The sequence below is a fragment of the Okeanomitos corallinicola TIOX110 genome, from assembly GCF_038050375.1.
In the GTDB taxonomy this organism is placed as follows: domain Bacteria; phylum Cyanobacteriota; class Cyanobacteriia; order Cyanobacteriales; family Nostocaceae; genus Okeanomitos; species Okeanomitos corallinicola.
In genome coordinates this window covers 380,039-396,169 of the sequence record NZ_CP150886.1, presented here as the reverse complement: position 1 = coordinate 396,169, position 16,131 = coordinate 380,039, and the positions used below count along the sequence as shown (strand labels likewise).

Sequence of the window (16,131 nt, the reverse complement as noted above, 5' to 3'; positions counted from 1 at the left end):
ATCAAAACTAAGTCAACGAAAAAAACCCTTTAATAACAAAATTATTAGGTCTACATTAACTCTTCATAAATTAAAATGTCAGCTTGTTCTCAACTTTAAATTTCAAGTCCAAAACTTTTGTTTACAAAGAATATAAAATGCAGAGTTGAAATGATATTTTTTGAGTTTATCAGGGATTTATTAAGGGGTATTTAAGAAAATACCGATGGCATTGTGGACACGGGCTGCGGTATTAGGAGAACGATCTAGTAGTTGTCCCCCTAAGTATAAACTGGTAGAACTGCCACCGTCCAGATTTAAGGCGTTGACACAACCCATAGCTTGCATTAATTTAGCGTGTTCGGCTAAATTTGGTCCTGGCCCGCCAGCGCGATCATGTGTGGCAGCAATAATTAAATTACCTGTAGATGTGGTACAAATACCGCTACGAACTGCTTTTCCCGCAACAAAGGCTTTACTAAATTTTTCACTTTCACCATTGAGGACAATTTGCCGATTTTGGACTAATAGGGGACCTGCGCCGATAATGTGGGGATAACGGTTAAATTCACTGGGGGTAGTATTGCTAGAAATACTCACTTTTGTACCAGGTGTCAGTTTTGAGGCGTTATTGGTAGCCGTACCGCGTAAGGTGAGGAGGTAGCCGTTGTCAGGGATGGGAATGGGAGTAGTGTTGGCTTTACCGCCGATGATCTGGTTGGTAATTTGGTTATTTTGGACGATAAGGATAATTTCGTTGTCTATGATGGGGGTGTAAGTAGAACCCCAAGATCGTGTATATCGGGCTATACCATTCTGCACAAACCCACTGTTGAGAAAAAGAATTGGTAAAGATTCGTTGTTGTTGATAGTTAAATTTTCTGTTAAGGTGAGGCGGCCAAAATAAAATTCTCCGTTATCATTCCAGGCGATCGCCCCTCTGTTTAAAATTGGTCCTGACATCCACTGATTATCAGTACGTACAGCACCTAAAGGTAATTTATTATTACGGTTAAAATAACCACCATTGATACCTGCGACTGCTGAATAACGTTTGGCGGTTTGAATTAAAGGTGCTATCCCTGTTTGGCTTTCTGAGTTAGCAAAAATAGGTCTGATTTTTAACTGTGCTGTGCGAGGATTGATTTCCAACCAAACGACGGAAAACTTATCTGCTCCTAAATTTATATATTTTTGCTGCCAGCGTAATCCCTGAGACCAGGTGATATCTTTAGTAACTAAAGCATCAGGTCGAATATCTACAACTAAACGATTTGGGTTAGCGAGGGTAATAATTTGTGGATATGAACCAAGGGGGACACTGAGACTGATTTTAGTTTGATTATTGACCAGATCCACTTTTTGAATCAGTGGTATTGGATCTGTTGCTGATGGTAGTTGTTTTAATTGATTTGGTGGTGCTGGTTGGGGGGTGTAGCGTTGAATTAAGCCAGAATCAGCCGTACTATCTAAAGTAACAATCCATTCTCTGTAAGTTTGTCCGGGGGGTTGGGAGTCAGGGTTATCAGATTCTACGGGTGCTTTAATAGTTTGTCCTGGTGTAACTTGCCAAGGTGTAGGATTATCTAAATCTATCACCAGGCGATCGCCCCATGATTGTCTTCCCTGTCGAATATTATTAATTTTAGCTGGGGGAGTGGAAATAACTAATCTATTACCTTGAACTTGGACTTGCCAATTCTTGGTTTGAGCAAAATTAGAAATATCTAAATAACGATATCCTCCTAATAACCTAGCGGTGAAAGTTGGTGATGATGTACTTTGGGAAAACCACTCTACAGGTTGTAACTGAGGATTGCTAGTATTGAGCAAATCTACACCAAGGAATTGTCTTAACGCCCCATCACTAATATGAGTTATGAATCTACCAGATGCTTCCTGTTGCTGTAACCATGCTCCCGGTAAAGTTTTACCATTGAGAATAATTTGATTACCAGAAAACTTTGCTGGTAGTGCAGAAGTCAAACCGGGTGATGATTTAGCCTTGGGAGGATATTCTTGAGCGTTGGTAGCATGAGTGGTAAAACATAGTGTAGCCGCAAGAATAGGAAATAGAGAATATTTTATCAATAGCAATTGATTAATAATGGTCATAAGATTAAAATTTATTTTTTGGGTTTTTGGGAATAATTACGCATTTTTACTATCCTTAGCTAGATATTTGTTATCCGTATTTGATCATATTTTCCCTGCTATCAATTTAGCATCTCCAATTAAGCCTCACTAAATTATCAGGGAATCTTCAAAAAAAATTACTTTTATCATCAACAAACGTGATAATATTTAACGTGGCTATTCATACTTTGTGAAAACTGGCAAGCAATATTTCCACCCAAACTACTAACAACTGTTTTAAATAGCACGTTTTTACAAACAGGCTATAATAGTAGTCCCGGTAAGTGAACCAAAATAAAGATATTCCATAATCACCAATAGTACAGCCTGGTGTTTACCATTGGCTGCTGTCACCACTTGAGTAAAAGTTGGTAGCGAAAATGGTGGCAATGGATCAGCAGCAAAAATATGACAATTAGGATATTTTCGCAACCCTACAAATGGGAATATGGTGTTATATTTCTTAATACGCTGTATTTGCTGCTGCATCAAGATAATTGAGGCTTTGGAGACAAGAGAATGTTGACTTGACAATTAATTGCAGGTACACCACCAAAGCAGGTTATCCTGAAAAATACCTTTTATCTGGCTAAAAGGGATGGAAAAATACTTAGCTTCAAGATCGTAAATAAACGTAAATGTAAAGTAATGTCAGGGAAAGCAGTTTGTCCAGATAAAGGTACTTTTTATAGCAGTGTAGGCCGTAGACACTTAAAAAAAAATAGCGTGCACATTTTAACACGGGTTAACCCAAAAGTAAACCTGAAGTTAAAATTTTTTTTCCCTAAATTTTCGTGATTATGTGTTTCTTGGCTAAATTGAAAGTTTTTATCTTTCATTAGGCAAAGCAGTAAAATCCGTAACTCAATAATTTCAGGAATAGAATATGAATCATCCATCATTACATCAGGGTCAGAATCAGACATCATCAACCATGGAAAACACGGAAATTTATCCAGGGCAACGATGGTTAGTAGAAGAAAGAGATGCTTGTGGTGTGGGTTTTATTGCCCATCGTCAAAACATTGCTAACCATGAAATATTAGCCAAAGCACTAGATGCGCTCACTTGTCTAGAACATAGAGGAGGTTGTAGTGCGGATCAAGATTCAGGAGATGGGGCTGGGATTTTGACAGCGATTCCTTGGGAATTGTTTCAGCAAGAAGGAATAAATATTTCCAATAATGGCAACATAGCCGTAGGAATGATTTTCTTACCCCAAGAGCAAGAATCAGCCAAAAAATTAAAAGCAATATTCGAACAAGTAGCGACTGAAGAAAACTTGACTGTTTTAGGTTGGCGAGAAGTTCCTGTCAGTCCAGAAGTTTTAGGGGTGCAAGCAAGAGAAAACCAACCTTATATAGAACAGGTTTTTCTGAGTTCACCTGATAAAAGTGGCGATGAATTAGAACGGGAAATGTATCTTACCCGTCGCCGGGTGGTGAAAGCTGCTAAAAATATTGCTGACGAGTTTTATGTTTGTTCTCTTTCCAGCCGCACCATTGTTTATAAAGGCATGGTGAGATCGGCAGTATTAGGAGAATTTTACCAAGATTTAAAAAACCCAGCTTTCAAATGTGCCTTTGCTGTTTATCACCGCCGCTTCAGCACCAACACCATGCCCAAATGGCCTCTAGCTCAACCCATGCGGTTGTTAGGTCATAATGGGGAAATTAACACCCTTTTGGGTAACATTAACTGGATGATGGCACGGGAAGCGACCTTAGATCATCCCATTTGGAAAGGCAGAGCCGAAGAATTTAAACCACTGGTAAATATTGACAGTAGTGATTCTGCCACATTAGATAATGTGCTGGAATTGCTGGTACGTTCTGGCCGTAGCCCCTTGGAAGCCTTAATGATGATGGTGCCAGAGGCTTATAAAAATCAACCTTCTCTGCAAAACTATCCTGAGATTACTGATTTTTACGAATATTACAGCGGTTTACAGGAGGCTTGGGATGGTCCGGCGCTGTTGGTATTTAGTGATGGGAAAAGAGTTGGTGCAACCTTAGATAGAAATGGTTTAAGACCGGCTCGTTATCTGATTACCAAAGATGACTACATTGTGGTTGGTTCAGAAGCGGGTGTAGTTGATTTCCCAGAAGCTAATATTTTGGAAAAAGGCAGACTTGGACCAGGACAGATGATTGCTGTAGATTTAAGCAGCAATGAAATTTTAAAGAATTGGGAACTTAAACAGCGGATTGCGAATTTACATCCTTATGGGGATTGGTTGCAACAACATCGCCAAGAGTTGAAAGATTTAGTCAAGTCGTCATCTAGCAATGGTAATGGTCATTATGTAAGTAATGGACTAGAGACTAATAACCTAGTAGATAAACAAACCTTACTGCAACAACAAATTGCTTTTGGCTACACCAGCGAAGATGTGGAAATGATCATCCAGCCAATGGCGCAAAATGGCGGAGAACCGACTTTCTGTATGGGGGATGATATTCCTCTGGCGGTGTTGTCGGAAAAACCTCATTTACTTTATAACTATTTCAAACAAAGATTTGCTCAGGTAACAAACCCACCGATTGATCCGTTACGGGAAAAATTGGTAATGTCCTTGACGGTGGAATTGGGGGAAAGAGGTAATTTACTAGAACCCAAGGCAGAACACGCTCGCAGACTCAAATTAGATTCTCCTGTTTTAACTGATTCTGAGTTAGAAGCAATTAAGTTATCTGGTTTTGGTACTGCTGAATTATCAACATTGTTTTCTATTTCCGCAGGGCCTGAAGGCTTGAAAGTAGCGGTAGAAGCTTTGCAAAAACAAGCGGCTGAGTCTGTAAAAGCTGGGGCGAAAATTTTGATCTTGAGTGATCAGATTGCCCCCAATGGTGAAGCAGGGATAACTTCTGAATATACTTACATTCCGCCGATGTTGGCTGTGGGTGCAGTTCACCATCACCTGATCCGTGAAGGGGTACGGATGCAGACTTCTTTGGTTGTGCATACTGCCCAATGTTGGAGTACCCACCATTTTGCTTGTTTGTTGGGCTATGGTGCGGGTGCGATTTGCCCTTATATGGCTTTGGATACTGTGCGGAGTTGGTGGGCTGATCCTAAGACTCAACAGTTTATGGAACGGGGAAAAATTAATTCTCTGAGTTTGGATCAGGCGATCGCTAATTATCGTCAGGCTGTAGAATCTGGATTGTTGAAAATTCTCTCAAAAATGGGAATTTCTCTCCTTTCTAGTTATCAAGCAGCGCAGATTTTTGAGGCTATTGGTATCGGTGGAGAGTTGTTAAATTTAGGTTTCCGGGGTACTACTTCCCGCATTGGTGGTTTAAGTTGTGCTGAGTTGGCGCAAGAGATTCTTTCTTTCCACGGTAAGGCTTTCCCAGAATTAACAACTAAGAAATTAGAAAATTTAGGTTTTGTCCAATTCCGTCCCGGTGGTGAATACCATAGCAATAGTCCAGAGTTGGTGAAGTCTCTCCACAAGGCTGTTGATGGTAAGCAGTATGACCATTATGAGGTTTATAAACAACATTTACAAAATCGTCCTGTAACAGCTTTACGGGATTTATTGGATTTCCAAAGTGAACGTCCCTCTATCCCCATTGAAGAAGTAGAGTCAGTGGCAGAAATTGCTAAACGCTTCTGTACTGGGGGAATGTCTTTAGGTGCATTGTCTAGGGAAGCACATGAAACTTTGGCGATCGCCATGAACCGGATCGGTGGTAAATCTAACTCTGGAGAAGGTGGCGAAGATCCAGTCCGTTACAACGTTTTAAGTGATGTTGATCCCACTGGACATTCACCCACTCTTCCTCACTTGAATGGTTTAAGAAATGGTGACACCGCTTCCAGCGCCATCAAACAGGTCGCTTCCGGCCGTTTTGGTGTTACCCCTGGATATTTAGCCAGCGCCAGACAAATTGAAATTAAAATGGCTCAAGGTGCAAAACCAGGAGAAGGTGGACAGCTACCAGGCCCCAAGGTTAGCCCCTACATTGCCATGTTGCGCCGTTCTAAACCCGGTGTGACTTTGATTTCTCCCCCTCCCCACCATGACATTTACTCCATTGAAGATTTAGCACAGTTAATTTTTGACCTGCATCAAATTAACCCCAAAGCCCAGGTATCTGTGAAACTGGTCGCAGAAATCGGCATTGGTACAATTGCCGCAGGTGTAGCTAAGGCTAACGCCGACATCATCCAAATTTCTGGTCATGATGGCGGTACTGGTGCTTCTCCTTTAAGTTCCATTAAACACGCTGGTAGTCCCTGGGAATTGGGATTAACAGAAGTGCATCGGGTATTGATGGAAAATGGTTTACGCGATCGCGTCACATTAAGAGTTGATGGCGGTTTAAAGAGTGGCTGGGATGTCCTCATTGCTGCATTAATGGGAGCGGAAGAGTTCGGTTTTGGTTCTATTGCCATGATCGCCGAAGGTTGTATTATGGCGCGGGTATGTCATTTAAACACCTGTCCCAAAGGTGTAGCCACTCAGAAGGAAGAACTACGTAAACGTTTTACAGGTGTGCCTGAAAATGTGGTTAATTTCTTCTATTTTGTCGCCGAAGAAGTCCGTAGTTTATTGGCAAAATTGGGTTATCGTTCCTTAAACGAGTTGACTGGTAGGGCGGATCTGTTAACTGTGCGTTCCGATGTCAAGTTAACAAAAACCCAATCTTTGAATTTAGACTGTTTGACCAAATTACCAGATGCTAAATCAAACCGTAGCTGGTTGGTGCATGAAGATGTACACAGCAATGGTGATGTTTTGGATGATCAGATTTTGGCTGATGGAGATATTCAAGCCGCAATTCAAAATCAGGCGACTGTGACTAAGACTTTTAAAGTTGTGAATACTGATAGAACAGTAGGATCAAGACTTGCTGGGGCGATCGCTTCTAAGTATGGAGATAGCGGTTTTGAAGGTCAAATTAACTTGAATTTCCAAGGTAGTGTTGGTCAAAGTTTTGGTGCATTTAACCTCCCTGGTTTAACCTTAACCCTCGATGGGGAAGCTAACGACTATGTAGGTAAGGGAATGCACGGTGGGGAGATTATTATTAAACCCCCCGCAGAGGCGACTTACAACTCAGCCGAAAATGTGATTGTTGGTAATACCTGTTTGTACGGTTCAACTGGTGGTGTGTTATTTGCCAATGGTTTAGCCGGAGAAAGGTTTGCTGTCCGTAATTCCAAAGGTACAGCGGTCATTGAAGGGGCTGGGGATCACTGCTGCGAGTATATGACTGGCGGTGTGGTTGTGGTTCTTGGTAAAGTTGGCCGTAACGTCGGCGCAGGTATGACCGGAGGACTAGGTTACTTCTTAGATGAAGATGGTAATTTCCCAGAATTGGTAAATCACAGCATTGTCAAAATTCAGCGTGTAGTTACAGAAGCTGGTGAGAAACAATTGCATGACTTAATTAAAGCTCATGGCGATCGCACTGGTTCACCCAAAGCACAGCTAATTTTACAAAATTGGTCAGAATATTTACCTAAGTTCTGGCAAGTTGTCCCACCTTCCGAAGCAGATAGTGCTGAAGCTAACGCGGAAGTTGGAAGTAAGCAGTTGAGTTCAGTTTAGTTAGGGAACAGGTGACAGGTGACAGGGAACAGATAAAGAATTTTCACCCACTCACCCACTCACCCTCTCTCCCTTACTCCTTCTTCTTTGCAAGTGAGGCTTGATGTTCGTCTTGCATTTCTAGCAGTTCTGGAACAGTGACAAACTCATAACCTTGCTTGCGAAACCTACTGATAATTTCTGGTAAAGCTTGAACGGTGCGGGTGCGATCGCCTCCACCGTCGTGCATTAAGACAATACCACCCGGTTTTGCTGATCTAAAAATATTATTGATTAATTTTGGTACACCAGGACGGGAATAATCTATAGAGTCAGAAGACCACATAATAACGGCATATTTATTATTACGTGCATAGTTGACAACTCCATTGGTCATTATTCCCCCTGGTGGACGAAATAAACCCGTTTTTACCCCTGTAGTTTTGAGAATAATATCGGAAGTATTAGCAACTTCGTAAGCTGCGGTTTGTGCATTCATGTGATGATACCAATGATGCCAGGTATGATTAGCAATAGAATGACCTTCCGCTACTATTTGCCTAGTTAAGTCTGGGTAATTTTGGACGTTTCTACCCACTACAAAAAATGTACCCTTGATATCATTTTTTTTAAGAATATCTAATACTTGGGCTGTACTTTTTGGCCATGGTCCATCATCAAAGGTAAGTGCAATTACTTTTTTGTCTGGAGGAAGGGTAGCAGTTTTAATTGTTGCGCCTTGAAACCTTGATGGTACATCAACAACGATACCCTTTGCTTGTGCTTCCTGCTGCCAAGTATTGAGCATTGCCGCCTTAAACTGCTCTACACGCTTCTGAGTTCCTACACTAACAGTAATATTATTTATGTCTATATTTTGTTGGCTTTGAGCTTCTGATATTTTCGGCTTAAATAGCATCATCGCACCAATACCTACTGTACCAGTTAGGCACAGTAAAATAATTAATATTCCCTGTGGCCACAAAAATAGCTTATTATTTTCCACTGCATAACTCCTTCAAGGGTTGAACCGTCAATGACGCTTCTGACGGTAGGTTATAACACATTTTTTGTTAGTATTCAGCATTTAGAAGTTAGTAGGAAGTTGAAAACCTGAACAGATGAATGTCAATTGTCCTACTAAACTCTTTCAAATTAGACTGAATGTGTTTTTAGCAGCAAGCTGATCACTAAAATTTTTTCTGGATAATTAGATGATCATCTGCTTACTGATGTCTATAAAAATATGGATACAATATTACATAAATTCCACATTTTAGTTAGAAAATTATACTTATTTACCAAGTACAATGATAGGAAAAACAAAGGTGCGTGATAAAATTTAATTCAGCATCAATACCTTTAATGTATATTTTATTGCCTAAGATTACACCTCGTTATTAAATAAAAATTAAGCTTTTTAGATACCAATATTGTTTTTACTGGGATCTAAAGAAAACAGACTAAAACAACTAAAAATAGTTTCCCATAATTAAGGTTAGTTGATTTGTTAGGGTAGATACGCTTCAAGAACACAGTAATAACTATTTATTGAGAATTTAACAAATTTGGGGAAATTAATTTTTTAGTTTTTTATTAAATTTCCAGTTTCTTTCGTATATTTTACATCTCCAGCATAGCGGGGATTTATTTCAAACAGTACAGATGTTTGTTCAAAACCTACCCAAGCAGATCAACCCCGAATATAACGATTGTATTTTGGCATAGCAGTGAGAATACTTACTACCTGTCTATCCATTAAATAGAAATATCCTGTAGATACAGGAATATCAACTTTAGTTAAACGACTTTAGATTTAGTTCATATTTTCTTCGTTATTATAAATGAGAATAACTAGGGAGTAGATGGACTGATTTATGAATTTTTAGATGATTAAATTGGCGATATATAAAAATATCATCATATCATAAAGTTCGATGATTAATCATCTCATCCTAAGCATTTATGTTGACCATATTTAATCCATTGTTCTATGAGTATAAATGCAGAAATACCAATCATCATTAGCAAGGTTTGATATTTTAATTTGCCAGGAATACAGCAATAGTTGATACCCCAGTGGGTGCTTTATATTTTCTCATGTTCATATTTCCCAAAAATATTAAGTTATGTAAAGATTTAGATAACACCGCTCTGCATTGACAGAAGAACCCATAGAACTAAGATTACATCTTTAAAATCTATGAATCTTCAACAAGCGGAATTATATCAACGTATCCAAGAATTTTCTTTAGATGAAAAAAACTCCTGTTTTTCCTTTAGTAAAAAATTAGCAAAAGAAAACAACTGGACACCTGAATATACTCAACGTGCAATTGATGAATATAAAAAATTCGCCTTCATTGCTGCCGTGACAGGAAATTCAGTATCACCATCAGATACAATAGATCAAGTTTGGCATTTACATTTAACATATACCCAATCTTATTGGCAAGAATTTTGTCAAATATTGGGTATGAAATTACATCATTTTCCTAGTCGTGGTGGAAATCAAGAAACAGATAAATTTGATAATTTGTATTTGCATACTCTAGCCAGTTATCAACAATTTTTTGGAGAAAATCCTCCTTCAGATATTTGGACAAAACCTAATATTCCCTTTGATGTTAAAAGCAATTTTCGGAGAGTAGATATCAATAATAATTGGGTTATTCCTAAACCAAACTTTAAATTTCTTCATATCAATATTCCAGCTTTAATTCCTCAGAAGTTTTATTTAGGATTGCTATTTAGCTTCACATTAATAATTACTAATTCTCAAATTGTCTTAGCATCAAATAACAGCAATTCTCAAAATTCTTCAACTTCCGCAATGCCAGTTATTTTATTTTTCCTGGGAGTAATTTTATTAATAAAACTTGCATCTCGTGGAGGTGGTGGAGGTAGCGGTGGAGGTGGTGGAGGTGGCTGCGGTGGTGGTGGTGGCTGCGGTGGTGGTGGTGGTGGCTGCGGTGGTGGTGGTGGTGGCTGCGGTGGTGGTGGTGGTGGCTGCGGTGGTGGTGGTTGATCAATTTTCTCTAAATTATGATTAGACATTTTTATGTTTAGGACTTACGCATAATTAAAAAATAAATGAACCGCAGAGGCGCAGAGTTTGCAGAGAAAGGAGATTTTTAGATATATTTTGCGTCAGTCCTAATATTTTTTCTCTTCAGTCTTTTGTAAAAATCAATGATTTTTAACCATGAATAAACTAAGAACCAGAAAAATCTTGTTTTCATTAATCACTATCTTAGTGGCAATTCTAGTTGCATTTTCTCCAGCATTAGCACAGCAAAATTCCTTTTATTGGGACTATGTAAATGTAAATATTGATGTGCAGAATAATGGCGATATGCTAGTAACTGAAGAACAAAAATATGTTTTTACTTCTCAATATTCTCAACAAAGATATCGCTATATTCGTTTACATAAAGTAGATGAAATCAAAGATATTACAGTCACGGAAAATAATCAGGTTATTCCTAGTACCACAGGAATTAAAAACAATTACATTTGGATTCGTTGGCAACATCCACTCAAAGCACCAGAATCACATACTTTTTTGATCAACTATCGTGTAATCGGTGGATTACATACCAAAAATAAAAATACTCTAGTTTATTGGAAAGCTATTTTTGCTAAACGCACAGCACCTATTCAAAATGCAAAAGTAAGAGTAAACTTACCGGAAGCATTAGCAGGTAAAGTTGTGGATTTTAGGAGTTTTGGAGTATCAGCTAAATCGCGTCAAATCAATCCCACAGCCTTTGAGTTTATAGCGAATCAGCCTGTTGTACCAGAACAAGAGTTAGAAGTTCAAGTCACATTTCCCAAAGATGTGCTTAACATACCTGAATCTAATTGGCAAAGAGAAATTCTTAAAAAAATAATATTGTTTCTACCCTTTATCTTTTTGCTATTAGGTATCATAATCTTTATAATCAGGAGTAAACTACTGAAAAATCAATCATAATAAGCATGACTGAAATAGAAGCAAAAATCATCCAACTAATTCAAGAAATTTGTCAATATCCTAGCGGTAGCTCAGAAAGACAAAAGGGGTTAAACAAACTAATTATGCTAATTCAAAGTACGGGTAAATTACTTCGAGGTTGGGGTATTCCTGATGCAGAAGAAGCATTACAAGAAACCTGGTGGTATTTTTGCAGAAATCTTTGTGAAGCAACTACCGCAAAAGAACCTTTTAATCCTGAAAAAAGTAGTATTTTTACTTGGATAAACAACTATCTTCGCTACCGTTTAAAGGATAAACAAATTAGATTTTATGAACAACAGAATCAATTTACAACACCTTTTGAAAAGGATGAAAAAGAAATAGATCCCACAGATTTAATTCCTGCACCTGCACAACCAAGACTAATATTAGATGAAATTGAAGAATGGTTAAAAACAAACTACCAAAAACTCAAACGTATTCATATTAGAAATCGTCCAGATATTAACTGTTACGTGTTAATTTCTCGGCGTTTACCACCGGAAACATCTTGGTCTGATTTATCTACAGAGTTTGATATTCCTATCGCTACTCTGAGTAATTTTTATCAACGTCAATGTTTTCCTCTGCTGCTCAATTTTGGTAAATCTCAGGAGTATTTTGATAACGAAGGTTACTTTGATATTTAGGTTAAAATTTAGTTTGATATTGAGTGAATTATGAACTACGATAACGAAAAACAATACATCTCTATTCCCATTCCTGCCAAATTTCGAGATACAGCTTTAAAATTTGCCCAGGAACAACCAAATAAACCAAAAGCTAAACAAGTTTATCTGAATACTTTAGCAGTACAAGTAGTTAATAATTACTTGCAAATGTTAGATATTCCTACTGCTTTAGAAGCTAGTCATAGTTGGGATGACTGGGTTAGAACACTAGCAGATACAGCAGATTTAGTATTACCAGGAATTGGAAATTTAGAATGTAGATATATCAGAACAGGGGATTTATATTTTTATGTTCCTGGGGAAGTACAAACAAATCAGTTTGGTTATTTGTTTGTAGAAATAAATTACACTTGTCAAGAAGCTAAACTGAGAGGATTTTTACCACAGCTTAACAGTCAAGAAATAAATTTAGAAGAATTACAAACACTTGATGATTTTATAGAATATTATCATCAACATTCTTTAGTCAAATTGCGCCAATGGTTGGAAGGGATCTATACATCTAAATGGCAAAGTATTGAAGAATTTAGTAAATACCAACATAGAGATGTCGTATTTCGTTCTTTCACACTGAGAGGATTAGAAATTGATAGTAATCAAGAAGTTTGGCAGACTATTAAACAATTATATCCACAGAAAAGATTATCAGCAATACTGCCATCACAATTATTGAATCGAATTAATTCTGATCCAAATTCAGATATTTTCTTAACAGACACTCTTGCTTATTTATTGCAGAATGAATCAGATGAAGAAATGCGCTGGACTGTAGCAGAAATACTATGGGAAATAGCACCTCAACATCCTCTTATTGCTGCTAGAAGAATTATGGACTTAGGAATGTGGTTAGGAGGAAATGCAGTTGCGTTAATGCTTGCTTTTGTACCTACTAAAAATCAAACTTTTTCGATTTTATTGAAAGTATATCCGATGGGGAATAAAAAATATTTACCTACTGGATTGCAATTATTAGGACTATATGAAAATGGAGAAACATTTTTAGAAGCTGAAGCAAGAGAAGCAAAAGATAATTATATTCAGTTAAAGTTTTGTGCAGAAATCAACGAAAAATTTCAAGTTATGGTTAAAATAGGTGATGTTAGCATAACAGAAAAATTTATCATTTAAGTAGATAAATTAAGGTAATTACAGTGGGTAAACGGGTAATATTTGAGATTGGAGAAGGAAATTTTGAACAAGGATTTCCTGTTAAAATCAGAATTGGGGAAGAAGGTAAACTACACTTTGCAGAAATTAATGGTAATTTACCAGCATTCCCCGAACTTCCCCAAGTTTATTATCAATGGCAATCAGCATATAATAAATTACCAGGAAATTGGTTAATTACTGTTCCTGATGCACAAATTACTAACGTCTCTACTTCAGAAATTTGCCATCAAGCTGCTAACAAATTTCTCACAAGTTTTAATAATTGGTTAAATCAAAAATCGGTAAGAAAATTAGAAAGACAATTTTTAAGAAAAATAGGTGAATGGGAGAATGTGCGGTGTATTTTACAAACACAAGATCCTTTATTAAGAAAGTTACCTTGGCATTTATGGGAAGTGTTTGATGATCACCATATTAAACCAGAAGTTGTCATTAGTTCAGAATATAAACCGGACAAAGTTAAATTAAAAAGTCCTGTCAAAATTCTGGCTATTTTTGGTAATAACAAAGATATTAATATTGAATCTGACTTCCACTCATTAATGGAAAAATTACCAGATGCAATTATTGAACCTTTACTACAACCATCAAGAGAAGATTTATTAGATAAATTATGGCATCAATCCTGGGATATTCTATTTTTTGCTGGACATAGTAGCAGTCAAGCAGATGGAAGTTTGGGAGAAATTCAAATTAATGAAAAACAAACTTTACCCATTTCTGATTTACGTCATTCTTTAAAATATGCAGTCCAAAAAGGTTTAAAATTAGCAATTTTTAATTCCTGTGATGGGTTGGGTTTAGCCCATAATTTATCAGATTTACGCATCCCTTATATGATTGTTATGCGTGAACCTGTACCTGATATTGTGGCACAATCTTTTTTAAGGTATTTTCTCACCTTTTTTGCATCTGGGGAATCTTTATATACTTCTGTACAACATTCCCGTGTGCGTTTACAGGAAGAGTTAGAAACAGAATATCCCTGTGCTTCTTGGATACCTGTAATTTTCCAAAATCCTGCCGCATCAGTTTTGAAATATCCTAAATATCGTTATGTTCATAAAATAATCTTTAAGTCATCAATGATGACAGGTTTGATATTTTTATTGATGATTATTTTTGGTTATTGTCTAGAGGAATTTAAGTTTAGACAACGTTTTAGTGAAGGTGAAAAAGTTTTAATTGATTCTGATGTTGATTTCGATAAAGAAGCAGGAGTTAAAGCATTATGGTGGAAAAAACATCAATTAGCAATTAAACATTTTACAGATTATTTAAAAGATTATCCCCATGATGCAGAAGCAAGAATATATTTAGAAAATGCCAAAATTAAAAATCAACCATCAGTAAAAATAGGTGTAGCTGTACCTACGGGTAGTAATCCTAATGTTGCTTTAGAAATTTTACGGGGAGTTGCACAAGCACAACAGGAAATAAATAATGACGGTGGTATAGGGGAAAAGTTTTTAAAAATCCAAATTGCTAACGATGATAACCAACCAAAAATTGCTAAAAAAATCGCTAGTAGATTTGTAGAAAGTCGGGATATTTTAGCTGTAGTTGGTCATAATAGTAGTGATGCTAGTGTACCTGCGTCGAATATTTATCAAGCTGGGAAATTAGTGATGATTTCCCCCACAAGTACCTCAATTCAATTAACTCACGGTAATAATAAAACTGATGGTAATTATATTTATAGAAGTGTAATTAGCTTTGCTGTGATTGCGGAAAATTTGGTGGAATATGCTAAAAAAGCTGAAAAAAATAATATTTTAATTTGTAGTGATACTAAAGCTGCTGACCAGTCTTTTGAAATATCTTTTACCAATGCGATGACAAGCAAAGGTATTAAATTTATGAATGATATTAATTGTGATTTTGCGGATAGTAATTTTCAAAGTACAGAGATTGTTAAACAAGCTATAGAGAAAAAAGTAGATGCAATTTTATTAAATCCTCAAGTTGATAGAATTAATAAAGCTTTTGATATTGGTAAAGCCAATAAAGGTGAAATTTCACTATTGGGAAATCCTAGTTTACACACTCAAAAAACCTTAGAATCTGGTAGTTTTGTGAATGGAATGATTATGGCAGTTCCTTGGCAAGCTGCTGTTTCACCTAATCAAAAGTTTGTAGAAAATGCAAATAGAATTTGGCGAAATTCCAGTTTAATTACTTGGAGAACAGCGACAGCTTTTGATGCGACTAAAATCATTGCTGATGCTATCGAGAAAAAGGGGAGTAAAAGGAAAGATATTCAAGATGTTTTAAGTCGTAATTTTGTGTTTTCTGGTGCGACGGGGACAGTTAAGTTTTTACATTATGGTGATAGGATGGGTGATAGGGTTGGTGATGCAGTTTTGGTGCAAGTACAACCCGATGCGGAAAGGGTGGGTAAGTATGAGTTTGTGTATAAGGGAAATTGATTTTGCTAAGAGGATGTTTGAAAAGTCTAAATTCATAACTCTCTGGGCAGTTATAAATCGCGGCTACACAGACAAAACCCACATTTGTGCGTTCAGAAGCCTTGATTTTTCATTAGTCCACGTTCGCGTAGCGTTCCGAAGGAATAGGTGGAGTCGGCGATGTTGTTGTTTGTGACAACTTGTCAG

The 16,131-nt window shown here is 37.2% G+C and carries 9 protein-coding genes and 1 pseudogene; 6 read left to right on the top strand and 4 right to left on the bottom strand.

Annotated features, from left to right (window positions below; all coding sequences use genetic code 11):
- Positions 1 to 180: 180 nt before the first annotated feature.
- Complete coding sequence (locus WJM97_RS01705) at positions 181 to 2,094, bottom strand: phosphodiester glycosidase family protein (protein ID WP_353931342.1); 1,914 nt, start codon at positions 2,092 to 2,094, stop codon at positions 181 to 183.
- A gap of 273 nt (positions 2,095 to 2,367) precedes the next feature.
- Positions 2,368 to 2,604 (bottom strand): hypothetical protein, encoded by a 237-nt coding sequence (locus WJM97_RS01700; protein WP_353931341.1) that lies wholly within the window; start codon positions 2,602 to 2,604, stop codon positions 2,368 to 2,370.
- 397 nt (positions 2,605 to 3,001) lie between these two features.
- Between WJM97_RS01700 and WJM97_RS01695 the strand changes: the two genes are divergently transcribed.
- On the top strand, positions 3,002 to 7,678 hold the full coding sequence (locus tag WJM97_RS01695; protein ID WP_353931340.1) for a glutamate synthase-related protein: 4,677 nt from the start codon (positions 3,002 to 3,004) through the stop codon (positions 7,676 to 7,678).
- Positions 7,679 to 7,751: 73 nt separating this feature from the next.
- On the opposite strand, the gene WJM97_RS01690 is transcribed toward WJM97_RS01695, so the two are convergent.
- Positions 7,752 to 8,663: a polysaccharide deacetylase family protein gene (locus tag WJM97_RS01690; RefSeq protein WP_353931339.1), complete on the bottom strand. Its 912-nt coding sequence runs from the start codon at positions 8,661 to 8,663 to the stop codon at positions 7,752 to 7,754.
- Positions 8,664 to 9,272: 609 nt separating this feature from the next.
- Positions 9,273 to 9,464: pseudogene (locus tag WJM97_RS01685) on the bottom strand (glycosyltransferase); the annotation flags it as partial.
- Between the two features lie 396 nt (positions 9,465 to 9,860).
- Here WJM97_RS01685 and WJM97_RS01680 point away from each other — a divergent pair.
- From WJM97_RS01680 to WJM97_RS01660, 5 genes are all read left to right on the top strand, one after another.
- A complete protein-coding gene (locus WJM97_RS01680) occupies positions 9,861 to 10,685 on the top strand; it encodes a hypothetical protein (protein ID WP_353931338.1) in 825 nt (274 codons plus the stop codon).
- Between the two features lie 177 nt (positions 10,686 to 10,862).
- Positions 10,863 to 11,633, top strand: coding sequence for a DUF2207 domain-containing protein (locus WJM97_RS01675; RefSeq protein ID WP_353931337.1), 771 nt, complete (start codon positions 10,863 to 10,865; stop codon positions 11,631 to 11,633).
- Between the two features lie 5 nt (positions 11,634 to 11,638).
- A complete protein-coding gene (locus WJM97_RS01670) occupies positions 11,639 to 12,304 on the top strand; it encodes a sigma-70 family RNA polymerase sigma factor (RefSeq protein ID WP_353931336.1) in 666 nt (221 codons plus the stop codon).
- A 30-nt stretch (positions 12,305 to 12,334) separates the two neighbouring features.
- Positions 12,335 to 13,474, top strand: coding sequence for a DUF1822 family protein (locus WJM97_RS01665; protein WP_353931335.1), 1,140 nt, complete (start codon positions 12,335 to 12,337; stop codon positions 13,472 to 13,474).
- 23 nt (positions 13,475 to 13,497) lie between these two features.
- Positions 13,498 to 15,945 (top strand): ABC transporter substrate-binding protein, encoded by a 2,448-nt coding sequence (locus WJM97_RS01660; protein ID WP_353931334.1) that lies wholly within the window; start codon positions 13,498 to 13,500, stop codon positions 15,943 to 15,945.
- Positions 15,946 to 16,131 lie beyond the last annotated feature (186 nt).

Bases quoted from the DNA above. Each gene is read 5' to 3' on its own strand.
- WJM97_RS01675 (WP_353931337.1), top strand. From the start codon at position 10,863: ATGAATAAACTAAGAACCAGAAAAATCTTGTTTTCATTAATCACTATC.
- WJM97_RS01670 (WP_353931336.1), top strand. From the start codon at position 11,639: ATGACTGAAATAGAAGCAAAAATCATCCAACTAATTCAAGAAATTTGT.
- WJM97_RS01695 (WP_353931340.1), top strand. From the start codon at position 3,002: ATGAATCATCCATCATTACATCAGGGTCAGAATCAGACATCATCAACC.
- WJM97_RS01680 (WP_353931338.1), top strand. From the start codon at position 9,861: ATGAATCTTCAACAAGCGGAATTATATCAACGTATCCAAGAATTTTCT.
- WJM97_RS01665 (WP_353931335.1), top strand. From the start codon at position 12,335: ATGAACTACGATAACGAAAAACAATACATCTCTATTCCCATTCCTGCC.
- WJM97_RS01700 (WP_353931341.1), bottom strand. From the start codon at position 2,604: ATGCAGCAGCAAATACAGCGTATTAAGAAATATAACACCATATTCCCA.
- WJM97_RS01705 (WP_353931342.1), bottom strand. From the start codon at position 2,094: ATGACCATTATTAATCAATTGCTATTGATAAAATATTCTCTATTTCCT.